Annotated in this window: 20 protein-coding genes and 1 other RNA gene; 12 read left to right on the top strand and 9 right to left on the bottom strand. The window is 73.9% G+C overall.

Going from position 1 to position 19197, the window contains the following annotated elements; translation table 11 throughout:
- Window positions 1-136 precede the first annotated feature (136 nt).
- Both AB2U05_RS23980 and AB2U05_RS23975 read right to left on the bottom strand, forming a co-directional pair.
- Entirely contained in the window at window positions 137-802 is a 666-nt protein-coding gene (locus AB2U05_RS23980) for a TetR/AcrR family transcriptional regulator (RefSeq protein WP_045699344.1), read from the bottom strand.
- A 161-nt stretch (window positions 803-963) separates the two neighbouring features.
- Entirely contained in the window at window positions 964-2571 is a 1608-nt protein-coding gene (locus AB2U05_RS23975; protein ID WP_045699342.1) for an MFS transporter, read from the bottom strand.
- Window positions 2572-2875: 304 nt separating this feature from the next.
- On the opposite strand from AB2U05_RS23975, the gene panB reads away from it, so the two are divergent.
- From panB to AB2U05_RS23960, 3 genes are all read left to right on the top strand, one after another.
- The gene (gene panB, locus AB2U05_RS23970; protein ID WP_045699340.1) at window positions 2876-3745 is read left to right on the top strand and encodes a 3-methyl-2-oxobutanoate hydroxymethyltransferase; all 870 of its coding nucleotides are present in this window, start codon (window positions 2876-2878) and stop codon (window positions 3743-3745) included.
- 135 nt (window positions 3746-3880) lie between these two features.
- Window positions 3881-4900, top strand: coding sequence for a daunorubicin resistance protein DrrA family ABC transporter ATP-binding protein (locus AB2U05_RS23965; RefSeq protein ID WP_045699337.1), 1020 nt, complete (start codon window positions 3881-3883; stop codon window positions 4898-4900).
- Window positions 4897-5724, top strand: coding sequence for an ABC transporter permease (locus tag AB2U05_RS23960; RefSeq protein WP_045699335.1), 828 nt, complete (start codon window positions 4897-4899; stop codon window positions 5722-5724). Before AB2U05_RS23965 ends, AB2U05_RS23960 begins: the two co-directional genes overlap by 4 nt.
- Window positions 5725-5892: 168 nt before the next feature.
- Here the strand turns inward: AB2U05_RS23960 and AB2U05_RS23955 are convergent, their stop codons facing one another.
- Window positions 5893-9303 carry a BTAD domain-containing putative transcriptional regulator gene (locus tag AB2U05_RS23955; RefSeq protein ID WP_369184224.1) on the bottom strand — a complete coding sequence of 1137 codons (3411 nt, stop codon included), beginning with the start codon at window positions 9301-9303 and terminating at the stop codon, window positions 5893-5895.
- 211 nt (window positions 9304-9514) lie between these two features.
- Between AB2U05_RS23955 and AB2U05_RS23950 the strand changes: the two genes are divergently transcribed.
- The gene (locus tag AB2U05_RS23950) at window positions 9515-10288 is read left to right on the top strand and encodes a site-2 protease family protein (protein WP_045708572.1); all 774 of its coding nucleotides are present in this window, start codon (window positions 9515-9517) and stop codon (window positions 10286-10288) included.
- 34 nt (window positions 10289-10322) lie between these two features.
- Here the strand turns inward: AB2U05_RS23950 and AB2U05_RS23945 are convergent, their stop codons facing one another.
- Together AB2U05_RS23945 and npdG are read right to left on the bottom strand one after the other, a co-directional pair.
- Window positions 10323-10511 carry a hypothetical protein gene (locus AB2U05_RS23945; protein WP_045699328.1) on the bottom strand — a complete coding sequence of 63 codons (189 nt, stop codon included), beginning with the start codon at window positions 10509-10511 and terminating at the stop codon, window positions 10323-10325.
- Between the two features lie 120 nt (window positions 10512-10631).
- Complete coding sequence (gene npdG / locus AB2U05_RS23940; RefSeq protein WP_045699325.1) at window positions 10632-11354, bottom strand: NADPH-dependent F420 reductase; 723 nt, start codon at window positions 11352-11354, stop codon at window positions 10632-10634.
- A gap of 47 nt (window positions 11355-11401) precedes the next feature.
- Here npdG and AB2U05_RS23935 point away from each other — a divergent pair, with 47 nt between their 5' ends.
- Both AB2U05_RS23935 and AB2U05_RS23930 read left to right on the top strand, forming a co-directional pair.
- Entirely contained in the window at window positions 11402-12007 is a 606-nt protein-coding gene (locus AB2U05_RS23935) for a hypothetical protein (RefSeq protein WP_369184223.1), read from the top strand.
- Window positions 12008-12052: 45 nt separating this feature from the next.
- Window positions 12053-13462 (top strand): MFS transporter, encoded by a 1410-nt coding sequence (locus AB2U05_RS23930; protein WP_369184222.1) that lies wholly within the window; start codon window positions 12053-12055, stop codon window positions 13460-13462.
- 4 nt (window positions 13463-13466) lie between these two features.
- On the opposite strand, the gene AB2U05_RS23925 is transcribed toward AB2U05_RS23930, so the two are convergent.
- Window positions 13467-13694 carry a hypothetical protein gene (locus tag AB2U05_RS23925; RefSeq protein ID WP_045699319.1) on the bottom strand — a complete coding sequence of 76 codons (228 nt, stop codon included), beginning with the start codon at window positions 13692-13694 and terminating at the stop codon, window positions 13467-13469.
- Window positions 13695-13800: 106 nt separating this feature from the next.
- On the opposite strand from AB2U05_RS23925, the gene map reads away from it, so the two are divergent.
- Complete coding sequence (map, locus tag AB2U05_RS23920) at window positions 13801-14646, top strand: type I methionyl aminopeptidase (RefSeq protein ID WP_045699317.1); 846 nt, start codon at window positions 13801-13803, stop codon at window positions 14644-14646.
- Between the two features lie 25 nt (window positions 14647-14671).
- On the opposite strand, the gene AB2U05_RS23915 is transcribed toward map, so the two are convergent.
- Entirely contained in the window at window positions 14672-15367 is a 696-nt protein-coding gene (locus tag AB2U05_RS23915; protein WP_045699316.1) for a bifunctional DNA primase/polymerase, read from the bottom strand.
- A 437-nt stretch (window positions 15368-15804) separates the two neighbouring features.
- On the opposite strand from AB2U05_RS23915, the gene AB2U05_RS23910 reads away from it, so the two are divergent.
- Window positions 15805-16023: a hypothetical protein gene (locus AB2U05_RS23910; RefSeq protein ID WP_045699315.1), complete on the top strand. Its 219-nt coding sequence runs from the start codon at window positions 15805-15807 to the stop codon at window positions 16021-16023.
- 38 nt (window positions 16024-16061) lie between these two features.
- A complete protein-coding gene (locus AB2U05_RS23905) occupies window positions 16062-16277 on the top strand; it encodes a hypothetical protein (RefSeq protein WP_045699313.1) in 216 nt (71 codons plus the stop codon).
- Window positions 16278-16354: 77 nt separating this feature from the next.
- Here AB2U05_RS23905 and AB2U05_RS23900 read toward each other — a convergent pair whose 3' ends face one another.
- On the bottom strand, window positions 16355-17005 hold the full coding sequence (locus AB2U05_RS23900; protein WP_045699310.1) for a PadR family transcriptional regulator: 651 nt from the start codon (window positions 17003-17005) through the stop codon (window positions 16355-16357).
- A 178-nt stretch (window positions 17006-17183) separates the two neighbouring features.
- On the opposite strand from AB2U05_RS23900, the gene AB2U05_RS23895 reads away from it, so the two are divergent.
- The 3 genes from AB2U05_RS23895 to AB2U05_RS23885 all read left to right on the top strand — a co-directional run bounded on the left by AB2U05_RS23895 (window position 17184) and on the right by AB2U05_RS23885 (window position 18715).
- Complete coding sequence (locus tag AB2U05_RS23895) at window positions 17184-17915, top strand: GbsR/MarR family transcriptional regulator (RefSeq protein WP_045699296.1); 732 nt, start codon at window positions 17184-17186, stop codon at window positions 17913-17915.
- A 49-nt stretch (window positions 17916-17964) separates the two neighbouring features.
- On the top strand, window positions 17965-18363 hold the full coding sequence (locus tag AB2U05_RS23890) for an ACT domain-containing protein (protein ID WP_369184221.1): 399 nt from the start codon (window positions 17965-17967) through the stop codon (window positions 18361-18363).
- A 94-nt stretch (window positions 18364-18457) separates the two neighbouring features.
- Window positions 18458-18715 (top strand): hypothetical protein, encoded by a 258-nt coding sequence (locus AB2U05_RS23885; RefSeq protein ID WP_045699292.1) that lies wholly within the window; start codon window positions 18458-18460, stop codon window positions 18713-18715.
- Between the two features lie 78 nt (window positions 18716-18793).
- Here the strand turns inward: AB2U05_RS23885 and rnpB are convergent.
- An RNA gene (gene rnpB, locus AB2U05_RS23880) (RNase P RNA component class A) lies at window positions 18794-19191 on the bottom strand.
- Window positions 19192-19197: the final 6 nt, after the last annotated feature.

Below are 19197 nucleotides of genomic sequence, written 5' to 3'. Positions count from 1 at the left end.
TCCGCGGGCGAAGTGCCGGATCGGTGCCGGTTTGATCGGATACCCGGCTCAGCCTATGCCGGGACAGACGTGGGGCCCGGCCGCCCGGGTTCCGGCGCGGCCCGTTCCGTGAGCTTGGCCACGTGGGCCGGAACGGCTACGAGGCGGGGGAGGTCGACGGGGCGAGGCCTTCGAGCAGCGAGTCGATCATCTTGCGGGCCAGGTCCGGGTCCTCCAGGTCGGAGTCGTCCCAGAGCATGCTGCGGTAGACGATCGGGCCCATCAGCAGGTCGCCGAGCAGGGCGACGTCGAGGTCGGCGCGCAGCACGCCCTCGTCGACGGCTCTGCGGATGACCCGCAGGGCCGCCTCGCGCCGGGGCTTGATCACCCGCTCGCGGTAGGCGAGGTGCAGCCCGGGCAGGCTCTGCATCTGGCCGAAGGCGGCCTTGAGGATCCAGGCGCTGCGCTTGGCGAGGCCGCGGCGGCGGGTGTAGTCGACGATGTTGATCAGGTCGTCGCGGGCGGTGCCGCCGGTCGGCTCGGGGATCTGGAGTTCCAGTCGGCCGACGACGTCGACCAGCAGGGCCTCCTTGTTGGGCCAGCGCCGGTAGATGGTGGCCTTGCCGACGCCGGCGGCGGTGGCGATGCCCTCGATGGTCAGCTCGGACATGGTGGTGCCGGCCGCCATCAGGTCCTCGACCGCGGTGAAGATGGCCTGCTCGGCGGCCTCGCTGCGCGGTCGGCCGCGGCGCGCGGCCGGGCAGGGCTGCCCGCTCGCGGCGGTCGGGTCGTCTGCTCCGGCGGCCGGGGTCTCCGTCTTCACCGCGTTGGTCTCCCTCGCTGTCCGGCGCGCGGGCGCCGCTGCCGTCTGTGCCGTGCGGCCGCGGCCGGGTGGGGCCCGGCGCGGACCGAGGCCCTGCCGACCGGGCTGCACCCGGCCGACAGGGCCATTGTCGCTCAGTGGTGTTTCGAACCGATTGCCCGTCAGGCGTCGGCGGCCGCGGTCTCGCGGGGCCGGTCGGTCTGCTCGGCGGCGCCGGCCGGGGCGCCGGGGGCGGGGGTGCGGCCCGGCAGCAGGAACCAGGCGACCAGCACGCCGAGCACCGAGACGCCCACGGAGAGCCCGGCGACGACGTGCATGGCGTGGATGAAGGAGTCGTTGGCGGGGCCGATCAGGGCCTCGCCCTTGGGGCCCATCCGCCCGGCGACGGCCAGGGTGGCCTCCAGCGACTCGCCCGCCTTGTCGCGGTACTCGGCGGGCAGGTGCTGGAGCGTGTCGGACATGCCGTCGCGGTAGACGGTGGAGAGCACCGCGCCGAGCACGGCGACCCCGAGCGAGCCGCCGACCTGCCGGAAGGTGTTGTTGACGGCTGAGCCCGCCCCGGCCTTCTCGCGCGGCAGCGAGCCCATGATGGCGACGGTGACCGGCGGCATGACGTGCGCCATGCCGGCACCCATCACCAGGCCGATCACGATCAGCACCCAGATCGGGCTGCTCGCGGTGATCACGACGTAGCCGACGAAGCCGAGGGCGACCAGCGCCATGCCGCCGGCGGCGGTGGCGGCGACGCCGAAGCGCTCGACCACCAGCCGGGCGCGCGGCGCGAACAGCAGCTGGGCGGCGGCCAGCGGCAGCATCAGCAGGCCGGCCTGCAGCGCGCTGTAGCCGCGCACGCTCTGGATGTAGAAGACGCCGAAGAAGGAGACGCCCATCAGGGCGAAGAAGATCACGCCGACGACCGCCACGGAGGCGCTGAACACCTTGTTGCGGAACCAGGTGACGTCCAGCGCCGGGAAGGGCGTGCGGCGCTCGAACCAGACGAAGGCGACCAGGGCGACCACGCCGACCAGGGTGGGCACCCAGGCCTCGGCGGCGGTGAAGTCGGCCAGCTCGCCGCCCTTGATGATGCCGTAGATCAGCGCGACCAGGCCGATGATCGACAGCAGCACGCCGACCGGGTCCATCCGGCCCGGGTTCGGGTCCTTGGACTCGGGGACGAGGACCACCATCGCGATCAGCGCGATGATCACGACCGGGACGTTGACCAGGAAGACCGAGCCCCACCAGAAGTGCTCGATCAGCAGGCCGCCGGTGATCGGGCCGATGGCGATGGCCAAGCCGACCGCGCCGGCCCAGATGCCGATCGCCTTGGGCTGCTCGGAGCGCTCGAAGACGTTCATGATGATGGCCAGCGTGGCGGGCATCGCGAGCGCGCCGCCGACGCCCATCAGGGCGCGGTAGCCGACCAGCTCACCGGGCGAGGAGGCGAGCGCGGAGAGCAGCGAGGCGACGCCGAAGACCGCCATGCCGGCCAGCAGCGCGCGCTTGCGGCCGAACCGGTCGCCGAGCAGGCCGGAGGTGAAGAGCAGCCCGGCGAACACCAGGGTGTACGAGTTGATCGCCCATTCCAGGTCGCTCTGGGTGGCGCCCAGGCCGACCGGGGCCGGGGTCGCGATGGTCTTCATCGCGACGTTGAGGATCGAGTTGTCGAGCACGATGACGAGCAGGGCGAGCAGCAGGCTGCCCAGGATCGCCCAGCGCCGGCGGTGGATGGCTTCCGGCACGCGAGGCGGCGCGGCTGCGGTGGTCATGGTCTTCCCCGTCCGTGTTGGCGTTGCACTGGCGGGACAGTTTCCGAGCCGCGGCTTCCGAGTCACGGTTTCCGAGTCGCAGGCGTCTCGTATCCCCCCGCCGCCAGGGTACCGCCCATTTCGATACGAGACGAATCCGTTTCGCAAAACGCCGGCAAAACCGGGAGTGACCGCCCGGTGTGGCGCGGATCGCACCCGCCCGCGTACACCCCTCTTTGCGCGCACGCCGGGGCGTGCAAGCATGGAGGTGATCCGGGGACGCCGCACGGCGCCTCGAGACGACAACCCTTCAGGAGCCCGTTCGATGAACGCTTCTTCGCCTTCGCCTGCCCAGAACCAGGCGTCGACCGCCACCCTCTACGGTGGGGTCACCAACCGCCGCGTCACCGTCCGCGACCTCGCCGCCGCCAAGCAGCGCGGCGAGAAGTGGGCGATGCTGACCGCCTACGACGCCCTCACCGCCGGGGTGTTCGACGAGGCCGGGATCCCCGTCCTGCTGGTCGGCGACTCCGCCGGCAACTGCCACCTCGGCTACGAGACCACCGTGCCGGTGACCATGGATCAGATGGTGATGCTCTCCGCCGCCGTCGTCCGGGGCACCAGGCGCTCGATGATCGTCGCCGACCTGCCGTTCGGCTCCTACCAGGAGTCCCCGGCGCAGGCCATGCACAACGCGGCCCGGCTGATGAAGGACGCCGGCGTCGGCGCGGTGAAGCTGGAGGGCGGCGAGCGCAGCGCTCGCTCGATCGAGCTGCTGGTCGAGGCCGGCATCCCGGTGATGGCCCACATCGGCCTCACCCCGCAGTCCGTGCACGCCTTCGGCGGCTACCCCGTGCAGGGCCGCGGCGACGAGGCCGCGCACCAGCTGCTGCGCGACGCCAAGGCCGTGCAGCAGGCCGGCGCCTTCGCCGTGGTGCTGGAGGCCGTCCCGGCCGAGCTGGCCGCCCAGGTGACCGAGCAGCTGGCGATCCCGACCGTGGGCATCGGCGGCGGGCCGGACACCGACGCCCAGGTGCTGGTCTGGACGGACATGGCCGGCATGACGGCGGGCCGGGTGCCCAAGTTCGTCAAGCAGTACGCGAACCTGCGGGCCGTGCTCGGCGACGCGGCCCGGGAGTTCGCCGAGGACGTCCGCGGCGGCGCCTTCCCGGCGGAGGAGCACAGCTTCCACTGACGCGCCTTTCAGCGGCCCTGCTCCGACCGGTCGGAGCAGGGCCGCTGTCATGCCCGGACGGGCGGTGACAGCGGCCTGACAGCGGCGCCGCTCCCGCGACAGGGGGCTGACAGCCGGGCCGGGCACCTTGGGGGCATGACAGGAATCGCCACCGCCCCGAACACGCGGGGAACTGCCGGCAACGCCGTCGAGGTGCAGGGCATCGTCAAGCACTTCGGCACCACCAAGGCCCTCGACGGGGTCGACCTCACCGTCCGCGAGGGCACCGTCCTCGCCCTGCTCGGCCCCAACGGCGCCGGCAAGACCACCCTCGTCCGCGTCCTCTCCACGCTGATCAAGCCGGACGCCGGCACCGCGTTCGTCGGCGGCTACGACGTCGTGCGCCAGCCCAAGCAGCTGCGCCGCACCATCGGCCTGACCGGCCAGTACGCCTCCGTCGACGAACTGCTCTCCGGCTACGAGAACCTCTACCTGATCGGCCGGCTGCTCGACCTCCCCAGGCGCGAGGCCAAGGCCCGGGCCGTCGAGCTGCTGGAGCGCTTCTCGCTCACCGAGGCCGCCAAGCGCGCCGCCAAGACCTACTCCGGCGGCATGCGCCGCCGCCTCGACCTGGCCGCCAGCATGATCGGCCGCCCCCGGGTGCTCTACCTGGACGAGCCCACCACCGGTCTGGACCCGCGCACCCGCAACGAGGTGTGGGACGAGGTGCAGCGGATGGTCGCCGAGGGCAGCACCGTGCTGCTCACCACCCAGTACATGGAGGAGGCGGAGCAGCTCGCCGACGAGCTGACCGTCATCGACCGCGGCCGGGTCATCGCCAACGGCGGCATCGCCGAGCTGAAGGCCAAGGTCGGCGGCCAGACCCTGCAGGTCCGCCCGGCCCACCCGGCCGAGCTGCCCGAGATGGCCCGCTGCCTGCACGAGCACGGCGTCACCACCGCGACCTACTCGGCCGACACCGGCCTGCTCGCGGTGCCGATCGCCGGCGAGGCGCAGCTGACCGCCGTCATCGGGGTGCTCGGCGGACGCGGCTTCGCCATCGCCGGGATCGACACCAAGGTGCCCAGCCTGGACGAGGTCTTCCTCGCCATCACCGGCAAGCCCGCCACCGCCGCCGACCAGCCCGCCCAGCCCGTCGAGGAGACCGTCGCATGACCACCGCCACGCTCGCGCCCGCGCCCGCGCCCGTCCGCGAGGAGGACCCGCGGATCGGCCTGTCGGCCAACCTGCGCCACATCGGCGCGCTGACCAGGCGCAACCTGATGCGGATCAAGGAAGACCCGGAGTCGATGTTCGACGCCGTGCTGATGCCGATCGTCTTCACCGTGCTGTTCGTCTACGTCTTCGGCGGCGCCATGTTCGCCGGGGACCAGGACAAGTACAAGCAGTTCATGATCCCCGGCCTGCTCGGGCAGACCGGCATGACGCTGGCCCTGGCCGTCGGCACCGGGCTGAACAGCGACTTCCAGACCGGGGTGATGGACCGCTTCCGCACCCTGCCGATCGGCCGGGCCTCCGTCCTGCTCGCCAAGATCGCGGCGGAGACCCTGCGGGCCCTGCTCTCCTCCGCGATCCTGCTGACCTTCGCCTTCCTGCTCGGCTTCGAGCTGAAGACCGGCGTTCCGGAGCTGCTGGCCGCGGTCGGCCTGTCGCTGGTGTTCGGCATGTCGATCGTCTGGATCTCGATGCTGCTGGGCATGTCGCTGAAGAGCGCCCAGGCGGTGCAGGGCGTCTCCATGCTGGTCCTGATGCCGATGCAGTTCGGCAGCTCGATCTTCGCGCCGACCGACACCATGCCCGGCTGGCTGCAGGCCTTCACCAAGGTCAACCCGCTGTCCCAGCTGGCCGACGCCTCCCGCTCGCTGCTCAACGGCGAGGGCCCGGTGGCCCACCCGGTGATGATCGTGCTGATCTGGTCCGCCGCCGCGACCGCGATCTTCGCCCCGCTCGCGGTGGCCCGCTTCCGCAAGCGGGTGTGACCCCCGCCGAGCCGGCCGGCCGTCGACGGGGGTGACGGCCGGCGGGCAGGACGGCGGGCGGACAGGACGGCGGGCGGCCCGGGACAGGCCGCCCGCGCGAGGAGGGGGAGGGCCGGACGGCGGCCTGGGGACGGTCGCCGGCCGGCCCTCCCCCGCTGTCCGGGTCCGTCAGCCGAGCACCTCGCCCAGCAGCTCCTGGGTCTGCCGCTGCGTCATCCCCGCGCCCTCCGCCCAGGCCGCCTGGTACGCCTCCGCACCCAGCAGCTCGCGCAGCGCGGCGACCGAGCGCTCCCGGTCCGTCTGCTCCAGGTAGCCGCCCTTGGGGCCGTTCAGCTTGCCGTGCGAGCCGACCAGCCGCGCCGCCAGCCGGGCCCGGTCCAGGTCCTGGTCGCGCTGGGCCAGTCCGACCAGGGCCCCGACCACGGCCGGCACCACCATGACCGTCATCTGCTCGGCGAAGCCGGAGACGGTCTGCATCGAGCTCAGCATCCGCCAGCCCTCGCCGATCATCGCGAACCCGGCGTCCGGATCGCCGGACCGGGCGATGATCCAGCCCCGGGAGATGCCCAGCAGACCGGCCGTCACGCTCGGGGCGAACCAGCCGACCCGGGTGCCGTCCAGCGCGTCGAGCTCGGCCAACGCCCGGTCGAACTCGCCGCGTTGGGCGTGGATGCCGCTGAGCGTCAGGCGGCCGAGCAGGACGGCCCCGGTGGTGGACTGGTCGGTGGGCGGGTCGTCGAAGCCGGCCAGCGTCTCCCGGATCATCCGCTCGCCGGCCGCCATGTCCCGCTCCAGCAGCGTGCCGGCCAGGTTCACCCGCAGGATCGGCACCTCCTGCGGCGCCCCCAGCCGCTCGGCCAGCTCGATCGCCCGCCGGTACGCCCGGCCCGCGCCCTCGTTGTCGCCCCGGTTGGCCAGCGCCTCGCCCTGGGCCGAGAGCGCCTGGGACAGCCCCCAGAGGTTGCCCTCCCGCTCGTAGATCTCCAGCGAGCGCTCGACGTCCCGGATGCTCTGCTCCTGCCCGCCCGGCCAGTCGTTCAACGCCTTGGCCCGCACCTGCAGGATGAACGCCAGGTCGTGCGGGTCGCCGTGGACCTCGCAGCCGCGCACGGCGTCGTCCAGCAGGTCCTTCATCAGCTCCAGACGGCCGGCCAGGAAGGCCCCGAACACCCGCATCAGCGCGGGGAACCGGTAGGACTGCGGCAGGTCCGGGCCGTAGACGTCGAGCAGGTGGTTCGCGATGGCGGCCGCCTCCGGGTCGCCGAGCACCTCCAGGTTGCCCTCGAACAGGCCGAGCAGCCGGTACATCACCAGCAGCCGGCGGGCCTCCTCGACCACCCCCTCGGGCATCGGCAGGCCGTACGCGAGGACGGCGCGCTCCAGCGGCGCAGGCGGCGGGGTGCCCGGGGCGAACGGGTCCGGGCCGAGGGCGGCGACCGCCCGGTACCAGCCGGCGGCCTCCTGGCTGTAGCCGCGCAGCGACCAGTACCAGGCCATGCCGAGGACGAGGGTCAGCGCCTGCTGCTCGTCCGCGAGGTCGACCGCGCGGCGCAGCGCGGCCCGGACGTTGTCCTGCTCGCGGTCCATCACGGTGATCCAGTGCAGTTGCCGCGGGCCGTGGAAGCCCGTGGCGGCGGCGGTGACGACGGCCCGGAAGTGCGCCAGGTGGCGGGCCTCGGCGGCGGCGCGCTCGACGGCGGACTCGGCCAGCCGCTCGGTCGCGTACTCGTGGATGGTCTCCAGCATCCGGTAGCGCGGCAGGGCGACGGCGTCCAGGTCGGCCACCAGCAGGGACTTGTCGACGAGCGAGAGCAGCAGGTCGGCGACCTGCTCGCGGGCGACCCCGGCGCCGACGCCCTCGGCACCGCCGTCCGCCGCGCTGCCGTCCCCTGCGCTGCCGTCCCCTGCGCTCTCGTCCGCGCAGACCGCCTCGGCGTCCTCCAGCCGCCAGCCGCCGGTGAACACCGAGAGCCGGCGCAGCACGGCCCGCTCCTGGTCGCCCAGCAGCTCCCAGCTCCAGTCGACCACCGCGCGCAGGGTCTGCTGGCGCGGCAGCAGGGTGCGGCTGCCGGCGGTGAGCAGCGCGAAGCGGCCGTCCAGGCGGTCGGCGATCTGTCGGGCGGTCATCACCCGCAGCCGGGCGGCGGCCAGTTCGATGGCGAGCGGCAGGCCGTCCAGGCGGCGGCAGATCTCGGCGCAGGCCTGCGGGTCGCTCGCCGGGTCGAAGCCGGGACGGGCGGCGGCGGCGCGCTCGGCGAGCAGCCGCAGGGCGACCGGGTCGGGCAGCGGCTCGACCGGCAGCACCGTCTCGCCGGGCACGCCGAGCGGTTCGCGGCTGGTGGCGAGCACGGTCAGCCCGGGGCATTCGGCGAGCAGCACGTCGACGAGGTCGGCGGCGGCCTGGATCAGGTGCTCACAGTTGTCCAGGACGAGCAGCATCCGGCGGTGGCCGCAGTGCTCGACGAGGCGGCGCACCGGGTCCTCGACACGCTTGTCGATCACCTCGGCGACCATGCTGCCGCCGGTGTGCAGCACCAGTTCGCGCAGCCCGAGCGCCGAGACCACGGCGGCGGGGACGGCCTCCGGGCTCTCCAGCGGGGCGAGTTCGGCGATCCACACGCCGCCCGGCCAGGCGGCCGTGGACTGCTGGGCGCGGCCGGCCTCGACGGACAGGCTGGTCTTGCCGGAGCCGCCGGGGCCGGTCAGGGTGACGAGCCGACGGTCCGTCAGCAGGTCGCGCAGGGCGGCGAGGTCGGTGTCGCGGCCGACGAAGCTGGTCAGCCGTCCGCGCAGGTTGCCGACCGGGCGCGGGGGTTGCGGCGCGGGGGCCGCGGGCGCCGGGCGGGGCGACGGCGCCGGAGCCGTCGTGGCGGACAGCAACTCCGCATACAGGGCCTGGAGTTGGCGTCCCGGGTCGACGCCCAGCTGCTCGGCGAGGGCGCGCCGGGTGCGTTCGTAGTGGCGCAGCGCCTCGGCGGTGCGGCCGCTGAGGTGCAGCGAGCGGACCATCAGGGCCTGCAGGGGCTCGTCCAGCGGCTGCCGTTCGCACAGTTCGGCGAGTTCGGCGACCAGCTCGGCGGCCCGGCCGAGGCCGAGGTCGGCGGTGATCCGGTGCCGGCGGGCCTCCTCGCGCTGGGCCTCCAGCCGGGCGGCCGGGCCGCTGCGGTCGGGCAGGTCGGCGAGGGCGGGGCCGCGCCACAGGGCGAGGGCGGCGTGCAGCCGCTCGGCGGCGAGCGCGTGGTCGTCGGCGTCGAGGGCGCGGCGGCCTTCGCCGCTCAGGCGCTGGAAGTCGGCGAGGTCGGTGGCGGGGGCGGTCAGCCAGTACCCGGCCGGGCCGGAGCCGATCTCGTCCCGGCCGATGGTGCGGCGCAGCCGGCCGACCAGGGTCTGCAGGGCGGCCGAGGAGTCCTGGGGCGGTTCGTCGTTCCACACCTCGTCCGCCAGCAGGTCGGCCGGGACGGGCCGGCCCTGGCGCAGGGCGAGCGCGGTGAGCAGGGCCCGCAGCCGGGCACCGCCCAGCGGCACCGGCGTGCCGTCGTCGCGGTGAGCGGTGGTCGTCCCGAGGATCCCGTAGTGCACCGGACCATTCTGGTCGATCGGCGGGCGAGCGCCAGTACGAAGGGCGGGCAGGACGATCTCAGCGGCGGCCCGCCCCGGCAGGCCGCGCCGGAACCCCGGCGGGGCCCGGGACGTTCACCCGGCGCGGCTTGTCGGGCCACCGGCCCGCCCGGCATCATCGGACCCGAGCCCGCCCGTCCCCCCTCCCCCGGCCCCTCGGAGCACCCACACCATGACCTTCGCCGCCATGCAGCGCTCCCGCAGCGAGGACCGCAGGATCAGCCCGGTGTTCTGGGTGCTCCTCGCCGTCCTCGGCACGTCCGCCTGGGCCCTGCAGGCCGACTACGGCAACATGCGGTTCGGGGTCTTCCTGTTCGTGGTGTCCGGCTGGATGGTCTCGCTCTGCCTGCACGAGTACGCGCACGCGCGCACCGCGCTGCACGGCGGCGACATCACGGTCGGCGCCAAGGGCTACCTCACGCTCAACCCGCTGAAGTACGCCAACGTGCTGTTCAGCTTCGTGCTGCCGCTCGTCTTCATCATCCTGAACGGCATCGGCCTGCCGGGCGGCGCGGTGTGGATCGAGCGCAGCCGCATCCACGGCCGGCTCAAGCACAGCCTGGTGTCGGCGGCCGGCCCGCTGGTGAACGTGGCGTGCGCGGCGGTGCTGCTGATCCCGGTCGGCGCGGGCTGGGTGGAGGGCCTGGGGCTCGTCTCGGCGATGTCGTTCCTCGGCATGCTGCAGATCAGCGCCGCCCTGCTGAACTTCCTGCCGGTCCCCGGCCTGGACGGCTACGGGATCGTCGAGCCCTGGCTGTCGTACCGGACGCGGCGGGCGATCGAGCCGTTCGCACCGTACGGCATGCTCGCGGTGTTCGTGCTGCTGTGGCAGCCGCAGGTCAACCAGGTGTTCTTCGACGCGGTGCGCGGCACGATGGACCTGTTCGGGGTGCCCGGGTACCTCGGCGACCTCGGCTACCACCTGTTCCGCTTCTGGGTCCAGTAGCAGCCGGGCGGGCGCCGGCCGGCCCGGGCGGGGCTCAGCCCCGCTCGGCCACGGCCTGGAGGATCCTGGCCCGGCGGCGGTCCATCCAGATCACGTTGCTCGCCACGCCGGCCATCAGCGGCCACAGGCCCAGGCCCCACCAGAACTGCACCACCGCCGAGATCACGGTGGCCGCCAGCGCAAGGACGACGACGATCAGGGCGAAGAGGGACGTGCGGGGCATGGCGGGGGCTCCTGGGGCGGGGGTACGGCCGGCCGGTCGCGGCCGGAACCCATTGTCGCCGACCTCACCTCCGGGACGGGCCCAGGGGTGAGGCCGACACGACGACGGGCTCGCCGAATCTCAGACGTCCGTGATCCGCAGGCCCGCGTGGGCCTTGTAGCGGCGGTTGACCGAGATCAGGTTGGCCACCAGCGCCTCCACCTGGTGCGCGTTGCGCAGCCGGCCCGCGAACACGCCGCGCATGCCGGGGATCCGCTCGGCCAGCGCCTGCACGACATCGGTGGCGGCCCGCTCCTCGCCCAGCACCATCACGTCGGTGTCGATCCGCTCCACCGACTCGTCCTGCAGCAGCACCGCCGAGAGGTGGTGGAACGCGGCGGTGACCCGGGAGTCCGGCAGCAGCGCGGCGGCCTGCTGGGCGGCACTGCCCTCCTCCGGCTTGAGCGCGTACGCGCCCTGCTTGTCGAAGCCGAGCGGGTTGACGCAGTCGACGACGATCTTGCCCGCCAGCTCCTCGCGCAGCGCGCTCAGGGTGGCGGCGTGCCCGTCCCAGGGCACCGCGACGATCACCACGTCGCTCTCCCTGGCGACGGTGGCGTTGTCGGCGCCGCGCACGCCGAGGCCGTCGCCTAGCCCGGCCGCCGCGGCCTCGGCCCGGGCGGCGTCGCGGGAGCCGATGATCACCTGCTGGCCGGCCCGGGCCAGCCGCAGGGCGAGGCCCCGCCCCTGGTCGCCGGTGCCGCCCAGGACGCCGACCACCAGCTGCGAGACGTCCGGCAGTTCACGGGCCGGCTTCGGCGCGGGCTTCGAGGCCGGCTCTGTCGCTGAATCGAGGGAAGTCATGGGCCGATCCTGCCAAACCCCCGGCCGGACGCGACATCCTGACCCGCATGGACGCGGTGCGGGTGGCGGCAATCCGGGAGCAACTGACAGGAACCGGCTGGCTGGAGGCGGTCGGCGGCTTCGCCGGATCGCTGCGCCGCTCGGTGGAGCGGCGCGGGGCGGGCGACCTGCTGCTGGTCGGCACCGAGGCGTACGAACCCTGGCACCTGGCCGCCCACCTGGAGGACGAGGCCGCCTGGTCGGCCGTCCCCCGGCTGGCGCCCACCCTGCTGCGGCACCGCCCGCCCGCCGGCGCCCCGGCCCACCTGGGGCACGGCCTGCGCCGGCTCGCCGAGGCCGGGCGCGGCGCCACCGTCCTGGTGGTGGCCCCGGAGGCGGCCGGCGGGCCGCTGCTGGAGCGGGTGCGGGACGCCCGGCGGCACGGCGCGACCGTCCTCGCCCTGGACGGCGCCGCACAGGCCCCGTCCGGCGACCTCGCCGGGCTGGCCCACGAGCGGCTGGTCGTCGGCACCGCCGCCGAGGAACCCTTCGACCTGGCCCAACACCTCGTCAGCGCCGCCGCCGGGCAGCGGCCGACCCGACGCTCCGCGCTCGGCCGCCTCGCCGACCTGGTCGGCCGGCTGGCCGCGCCGCCCCCGATCAGCCGCTGGTGAAAAACCCGTTGCGGCGCCCGAACGGCCGTCCGAGGATGGTCGTTCGTGAACGACGACGAACCACCGCATACGGGTCGGCTGCGCACCCTGCTGCGCTCGCTGGCGCCCGACCTGTCGCCGTGGCGCGCCTCCCGCGACTTCCGCTACCTCTGGACCAGCGGCTGCGTCACCAGCTTCGGCAGCTTCCTGACCTACGTCGCCGTGCCGATGCAGATCAAGGAACTCACCGACTCCTCCCTCGCGGTGGGCCTGATCGGCGCCGTCGAACTCGTCCCGCTGATCGTCTTCGGCCTGTGGGGCGGCGCCCTCGCCGACGCCCTGGACCGGCGCCGGCTGGTGCTGCGCTCGGAGGCCGCGCTGGGCCTGCTGGCCGCCCTGCTGTTCCTCAACGCCCTGCTGCCGCACCCGCTGCTGTGGCCGGTCTACCTGGTCGCCGCGCTGGTCGCGGCGTGCGACGGCCTGCAGCGCCCGGCGCTGGACTCGCTGCTGCCGCGGCTCGTCGCGCACCAGCACCTCTCCGCCGCCTTCGCCCTCAAGTCCCTGTACCGCAACGTCGCTTCGGTGGCCGGCCCGGCGCTGGCCGGTGTCGTGGTGGCGTTCTCCGGGGTGCAGACCGCGTACGCGCTGGACGTGCTCACCTTCGGCGTCTCGCTGCTGCTGCTGATCCGGATCAAGGCGGTGCCGCCGCCCACCGGCGCCGAACGGCCGTCCGTGCGGGCGGTGTTCACCGGCGTGGCGTACGCGTGGAGCCGCAAGGACCTGCTCGGCACCTACGCGATCGACGTCTGCGCCATGCTGTTCGCCTTCCCGGTGGCCGTCTTCCCGTTCCTGGCCTCGGAGTTGGACGCGGACTGGGCGCTCGGCCCGATGTACGCGGCCTCCGCCGTGGGCGCGCTGCTGGTCGGCGCGACCAGCGGCTGGACGTCCCGAATACACCGGCACGGCCGGCTGCTGGTGGCCGCCGCGGTCGGTTGGGGCGCCGCGATGGCGCTCGCCGGGCTGGCCGGGAACGTCTGGGTGGTGCTGCTGGGCCTCGCGCTGGCCGGCGGCGCGGACGAGGTCAGCGGGATCGCCCGCTCGACCATGTGGAACCAGTCCATCCCGGACGAGGTGCGCGGCCGGATGGCGGGCGTCGAACTGCTCAGCTACTCGGTCGGCCCCCAGCTCGGCCAGGTCCGGGCCGGCACCATGGCCGGGCTGATCGGGGTGCGCGCCGCCGTCTGGACCGGCGGCGTGGTCTGCGTCCTCGCCGTCCTGGCGGTCGCCGCCGCGCTGCCCCGGCTGCTCGGCTACGACGACCGCACCGACCCGCACACCGCCGCCGTCCGCGCCGCGCACGAGCGGGCCGAGCGGGAGCGGGCCGAGCGGGAACGGGCCGACCAGGCCGGACAGGCCGACCAGCAGCGGGCCGAACGGCAGCGGGCCGGGCACGAGCCGGCCGAGCGGACGGCGTGACGGCCTACTCCGCCCCGCCCTTCGGCCGGTCGCTCCAGCGCGGGTCGTTACGCCACTCCCGGTTGCGCTCGTCCGCGATCTCCAGGGCGTGCGCGGCCTCCTCGGGGCTGGCGTACGGGCCGAGGCGGTCCTTGGCCGGGCACTCCGGGCCCTCCTCGACCTTGCCGTGCTTGATGCAGTAGAACCACTCACCGGGCTGGCCGGTCGGCTTGCGGCGGAATCCGATGGGCATGGTGCTCTCCCGGTCCGTAGGGGTGGGTCGCTCCCGATCATTCCCCGCCCGGAGCCGCTCCGCACACCGCCCGGGCCCGGCCGGGCCGACGGCTAGACTCCGGACCATGGCTCTCGTACCCGGCATCCAGTCCCCCATGCGCAAGGTCCCGGCGCACATCGCGCGCCCCGAATACGTCGGCAAGCCCGCCCCGACGCCGTACACCGGGCCCGAGGTGCAGACCGCCGAGACGATCGAGAAGATGCGGATCGCGGGCGGCATCGCCGCCCGGGCGATGGAGGAGGCCGCGAAGCTGATCGCCCCCGGCGTCACCACCGACGAGCTGGACGCCGTCGCCCACGCGTACATGTGCGACCACGGCGCCTACCCGTCCGATCTCGGCTACCGGGGCTTCCCCAAGTCCGTCTGCACCTCGATCAACGAGGTGATCTGCCACGGCATCCCGGACTCGACCGTCCTGGAGGACGGCGACATCGTCAACATCGACGCCACCGCGTACATCCACGGGGTGCACGGCGACCTCAACGCCACCTACCTGGTCGGCGACGTGGACGAGGAGTCCCGGCTGCTGGTCGAGCGCACCCGGGAGTCGCTCAACCGGGCGATCAAGGCCGTCAAGCCGGGCCGTCAGATCAACGTCATCGGGCGGGTCATCGAGTCCTACGCCAAGCGCTTCGACTACGGCGTGGTGCGGGACTTCACCGGGCACGGCATCAACACGTCGTTCCACTCCGGCCTGATCGTCCCGCACTACGACAGCGAGCGGGCCACCGAGGTCATCAAGCCGGGCATGACCTTCACCATCGAGCCGATGCTGACCCTGGGCACCTACGACTACGAGATCTGGGCGGACGGCTGGACGGTCGTCACCAAGGACCGCAAGCGCACCGCCCAGTTCGAGCACACCCTGGTGGTCACGGCGGACGGCGCGGAGATCCTCACCCTGCCGTAGCGCTCCGCCGTCACGCCGGGCGCCGTCAGCCGATGAGCCACTGCTCCTCGGCAACGGCGCCCACCTCGGTGCACGCGTCCGTCAGCACGTCCAGGACGCGCAGCGGGTCCGGCAGCGGCTGCTCGGGCCCGCGCAGCCACCGCACCTGGGAGCCGTCCGGCAGGGCGGCGGGCGGCAGCAGGGTGTACGAGCCGCGGCAGTGCCAGCGCAGGCCGGGGTGCTCGGACACGGTGTCCGGGGTGGAGTCCAGCGCGCTGTCCCACCACTCGTCCTCGTCCTGCGGGGTGCCGCGGGTGGCGGTGAAGAAGAGGTATCGGTCCTCGCCCACGGCGGCGACCGGGCCCTCGACGCCGAGCGCGGTCAGCCGCTCCAGCGCCAGCCGTCCGGCCTCGGCCGGGACGTCCAGCACGTCGTGCACCCGGCCGGTGGCGGTGACGAAGTTGGCCTGCGGGTCGCGGGAGAGCCAGCGGGACAGCTGCTCGGGGTCGGTGGTCGCCTGGGTCTGCCAGGCGAAGGAGACCGGGTGCCGGGCCGGGGCCGGACAGGCCACCCGGTCGCAGGAACACCGGTAGCCGGCCGGGTGGGCGGCGGGTGCGAGCGGGAAGCCGGCGCGCACGGCGCCGAGCAGCTGATCCAGTCTGGCGGCGGGGTTGTCCGCGCCCCCCGGACGCTGACGATCACGCTTCTGCCACCAGGTCGTCCACCTGCTGCCGGCTTCCATCGGGCCCCTTCCGCGCAACTGCCGTGCCTGGTGCGACACAGCGTTCGACGTACCACTCCGACGCAACGCCCAGCGCCCGCCGCTGCTTCCCGGTTCCCGGGGCGGTGTTCGGCCCTGTCGTCCGCGCCCCGCCGACCGCGGTCCGGGGTCACCGGACGACCGACGTCGGGCCCGCGGCACGGAGGGCGGAAGGAGGTCGCGGCAACACGCTGTCCGCGCCGGTTCCCGGCCGGAGGGCACGCCGATCCGCGCCCCGCCCGGCCCGTACGGGGCCCGCTGACCCGGGGTGAACCCCGAGGGCGTACAGGAAAGGATAGGGGTGCGCGGGGCCTCCGGATGACCGGGGGCGGTGCCTGCCCGGTCACACTCCCGGCACTCCGCCCTCACCGGGCCTCCGTCTCGCGGTGGACACCTCGCGGAGGTGAGACCCTGGAGGGGTGAAGAGCGCGGACACCGAATTCGTGGGCGGCCCCCTGGACGGGCAGGTCCTCCCCATCCCGCTGGGCCCGATGCTCGGCGTGCCGAAGAAGTACAAGGTGCCCGTCCCCGCGCACGGCGGGAATCCCGCGCGCACACTGGTGTACGTCCGCAGCAAGCAGGTGCGGGGGCTCAGCTGGTTCTGGCGCTACGAGTACGACGAGGCGGCCTCCGGCTGACGGACCGCCCGCCCGCATCGCCTCCCCGGGAGGTCCGCATGGCCAGGACGGTACGGCACGTACGGCATCCCGTACGGCACGCCAGGAGCCGGGCGCAGGCGGTCGCGCACCACAACCGGCAGGTCGCCGGGGTCACCGGGGCGCTGCTGCTGGCGGTCTCCCTCTACACCGTGGTGATCGGCCCCAACGGCTGGCTCTGGTTCGGGTGGGCGGTGCTGCTGCTCGCCTGCGCGGCCCTCTTCGTGGTCCGCTGACCCCGCCGGCCCCAGGACGGCGGCACCGCCCCCGTGCGCGCAGCGGCACCGCCCGTCGCCACGGCCCCCCTCGCCGGTCAGTCATCCTCGGCGAGGATCAGGTACAGCTTCTTGCGGGCCTCGACCAGCACGGCCAGCCCCTTGGTCCGCTGCGCCTCGGTGCCGTTGCGCATGACCTGCTGGATCGCCTGGTCGACCGAGGCCAGCGTCTGGCCGATCTCCTGGACGGCCTCCCAGTCGACCTCCCGGCCGGCCTCCGCCCACGGCTCCGCCGGCCCGGCCTCGGCCTCGGCCCGGCCCGCCTCGGTGAGCGAGACCAGCCGCTTGCCGCCGGTCTCCTCCGCGACGATCAGGCCCTCCTCCTCCAGCAGCTGGAGGTTCGGGTAGATCGAGCCCGGGCTGGGCCGCCAGGCCCCGCCGGTCCGCTCGGTGATCTCGGCGATCATCTCGTAGCCGTGCATCGGCCGTTCCTTGAGCAGCGCCAGCAGCGAGGCGCGCACGTCCCCGCGCCGGGCCCGGCCGCCGCGCCGCCCGTGCGGGCCGCCCCGCCGGCCGCCGAGGCCGCCGAAGCCGTGCCCGTACGGGCCGCCGCGCGGCGGGCCGAAGCCGCCGAAGGCCTCCCGCCCCTCGAAGCCGTCCCCGGGCATCCCCCGGAACTCCGGGCCCGGACCGCGGCGGCGCCCACCGCCGCGCGGCCCCTCCCAGCGAGATCGCGTTCCTGAGCGCATCGCGCCCACCTCCTCGAATGTCGGCGAGACAGTCGAGTCACTGTCTCGATAGCTCGACGATATATCGCCGACTGTCACTCGTCAACGGATTCCGATACCCGGCCGCTCGTTTCCGGAACGCGAAACGCTACGGTTCACGCACGACCGCAGCCCCAACGCCCACGAAGGAGGGACCGCCGTGCCCGGAGGCCGACTCACCCAGCAGGAGCGCCAGCAGATCGCGCAGGGCCTGACCGACGGCCTCGCCTACGCGGAGATCGCCCGGCGCCTCGACCGGCCGACCTCGACGGTCACCCGCGAGGTGCTGCGCAACGGCGGCCCCGCCTCCTACCGGGCCGAGCTCGCCCAGCGCGCCACCGGGCAGCGCGCCCGGCGCCGCAGGCCGGCCGCCGCCCCCGCGCCCGCACCGGCCCCGCCACAGGACCACGGACGCGACCCGGAGGCGGTGCGCGCGTACGAGGAGACCTTCACCGCCGTCCTCACCGCGACCGGGATGCCCCGGATGATGTCCCGGGTGATGGCCTGCCTCTACATGACCGACGCGGGCAGCCTCACCGCGGCCGAGCTCGTGAAGCGCCTGCAGGTCAGCCCGGCGTCCGTCTCCAAGGCGATCGCCTTCCTGGACAGCCAGGGCATGGTGCTGCGGGAGCGGGACGAACGCCGCCGCGAGCGCTACTTCGTCGACGACGACATCTGGTACCGGTCGATGATGGCCAGCGTCCACGGCACCGCCCGGCTCGTCGGGACGGCCCGGGAGGGCGTCGGCGTCCTCGGCCCCGGCACCCCGGCGGCCGCGCGGCTGGAGAACATCGCCCGCTTCCTCGACTTCGTCTCCGAGAGCATCGCCCGCGCCGCCGAGCAGGGCCGCCAGGTCCTGCACACCAAGCCCGCGGACGACACCGCCGAGTAGCGGTGAAAAGGCGCGGCGCGGGCGCGGAGCAGCCGCTACGGTGGCGGGCATGGCCGGTGAACGAGATCTTGCGACGCTGCTGCGCGGCATGCGCCCCGTGCTCAACCCGGGGCGCTACGTCTACTGCACCCTCCCCGCGAAGGTGCCCGCCGGGATGCGACCGGTGGCGACCGTCGCCGAGCCCGAAGGGATCACGGTGGTGGTCGCCCAGGAGGAGGCCGACGCGCTCGGGCTGCGCTACGACTACGTCGCCGCCTGGATCACCCTGCAGATCCACTCCGCGCTGGAGGCCGTCGGCCTGACCGCCGCCGTCGCCACCCGGCTGGCCGAGGAGGGCATCAGCTGCAACGTGGTGGCCGGCTTCCACCACGACCACCTCTTCGTCGGCGCCGACGACGCCGAACGCGCCGTCCGCGCCCTGGAGTCCCTCTCCGCCCGCTCCGCCTGACGGTCCCACCGGGTGGCCGGCCCCGATCCGCGCTTCGACACTGGAAGGAGGCCGCCCCGTTCGGGGCCGGCCCCAGCGGAAGGAGCCGGCCACCATGGCCATCTGCGTCACCTGCGGCAACGACTACTGGCTCGCCTTCGAGATCAGGACGGTCACCGGCGACACGTACACGTTCGACAGCTTCGAGTGCGCCATGGAGAAGCTGGCGCCGCGCTGCGAGCACTGCAACGTCCGGATCGTCGGCCACGGCGTCGAGGTCGCCGGCATGTTCTTCTGCTGCGCCAACTGCGCCCGCGTCAACGGCGGCCTCGGCTCGCAGATCCGCGACGCCGTCGGCGCGCACCCGGCGTAGAGCCCACCCGGCACGGAGCGGAGAACGCGAAGGCCCTCCGACCCGTGCGGGTCGGAGGGCCTTCGAACGGTCCAGGGGCGGAAGAGTCGGCCTGTACGCCGGGTTCTGTCTCCCGGGGTGCTCGCGCGGCCCGGGGAGGCGGCCATCCATCTAGGGCTGCCGTTGCCGACAGCCTCGTGCGGTCCACCCGCGGACTCGGGCGAGCAGCCTTCAAGCGTCCGCGCACGGTGCCCGAGGGCACCGATCTTGACCTTGCTCCAGGTGGGGTTTACCTAGCCGGCCGGGTCACCCCGGTCGCTGGTGGTCTCTTACACCACCGTTTCACCCTTACCCACGCGCCGGAGCGGTGGGCGGTCTGTTTTCTGTGGCACTGTCCCGCGGGTCACCCCGGGTGGGCGTTACCCACCACCCTGCTCTGTGGAGCCCGGACGTTCCTCGGCGGGTCTGGGACCCGTCGCGACCGCCCGGCCGGCTCTTCCGCC

This window comes from Streptomyces sp. Y1, from assembly GCF_041053115.1.
Taxonomy (GTDB): domain Bacteria; phylum Actinomycetota; class Actinomycetes; order Streptomycetales; family Streptomycetaceae; genus Kitasatospora; species Kitasatospora rubellomurina.
This window is presented reverse-complemented; position numbering and strand designations above follow the sequence as displayed.

Bases quoted from the DNA above. Each gene is read 5' to 3' on its own strand.
- AB2U05_RS23975 (WP_045699342.1), bottom strand. From the start codon at position 2,571: ATGACCACCGCAGCCGCGCCGCCTCGCGTGCCGGAAGCCATCCACCGC.
- panB (WP_045699340.1), top strand. From the start codon at position 2,876: ATGAACGCTTCTTCGCCTTCGCCTGCCCAGAACCAGGCGTCGACCGCC.
- AB2U05_RS23965 (WP_045699337.1), top strand. From the start codon at position 3,881: ATGACAGGAATCGCCACCGCCCCGAACACGCGGGGAACTGCCGGCAAC.
- AB2U05_RS23960 (WP_045699335.1), top strand. From the start codon at position 4,897: ATGACCACCGCCACGCTCGCGCCCGCGCCCGCGCCCGTCCGCGAGGAG.
- AB2U05_RS23950 (WP_045708572.1), top strand. From the start codon at position 9,515: ATGACCTTCGCCGCCATGCAGCGCTCCCGCAGCGAGGACCGCAGGATC.
- AB2U05_RS23945 (WP_045699328.1), bottom strand. From the start codon at position 10,511: ATGCCCCGCACGTCCCTCTTCGCCCTGATCGTCGTCGTCCTTGCGCTG.
- npdG (WP_045699325.1), bottom strand. From the start codon at position 11,354: ATGACTTCCCTCGATTCAGCGACAGAGCCGGCCTCGAAGCCCGCGCCG.
- AB2U05_RS23935 (WP_369184223.1), top strand. From the start codon at position 11,402: ATGGACGCGGTGCGGGTGGCGGCAATCCGGGAGCAACTGACAGGAACC.
- AB2U05_RS23925 (WP_045699319.1), bottom strand. From the start codon at position 13,694: ATGCCCATCGGATTCCGCCGCAAGCCGACCGGCCAGCCCGGTGAGTGG.
- map (WP_045699317.1), top strand. From the start codon at position 13,801: ATGGCTCTCGTACCCGGCATCCAGTCCCCCATGCGCAAGGTCCCGGCG.
- AB2U05_RS23915 (WP_045699316.1), bottom strand. From the start codon at position 15,367: ATGGAAGCCGGCAGCAGGTGGACGACCTGGTGGCAGAAGCGTGATCGT.
- AB2U05_RS23905 (WP_045699313.1), top strand. From the start codon at position 16,062: ATGGCCAGGACGGTACGGCACGTACGGCATCCCGTACGGCACGCCAGG.
- AB2U05_RS23900 (WP_045699310.1), bottom strand. From the start codon at position 17,005: ATGCGCTCAGGAACGCGATCTCGCTGGGAGGGGCCGCGCGGCGGTGGG.
- AB2U05_RS23890 (WP_369184221.1), top strand. From the start codon at position 17,965: ATGGCCGGTGAACGAGATCTTGCGACGCTGCTGCGCGGCATGCGCCCC.
- AB2U05_RS23885 (WP_045699292.1), top strand. From the start codon at position 18,458: ATGGCCATCTGCGTCACCTGCGGCAACGACTACTGGCTCGCCTTCGAG.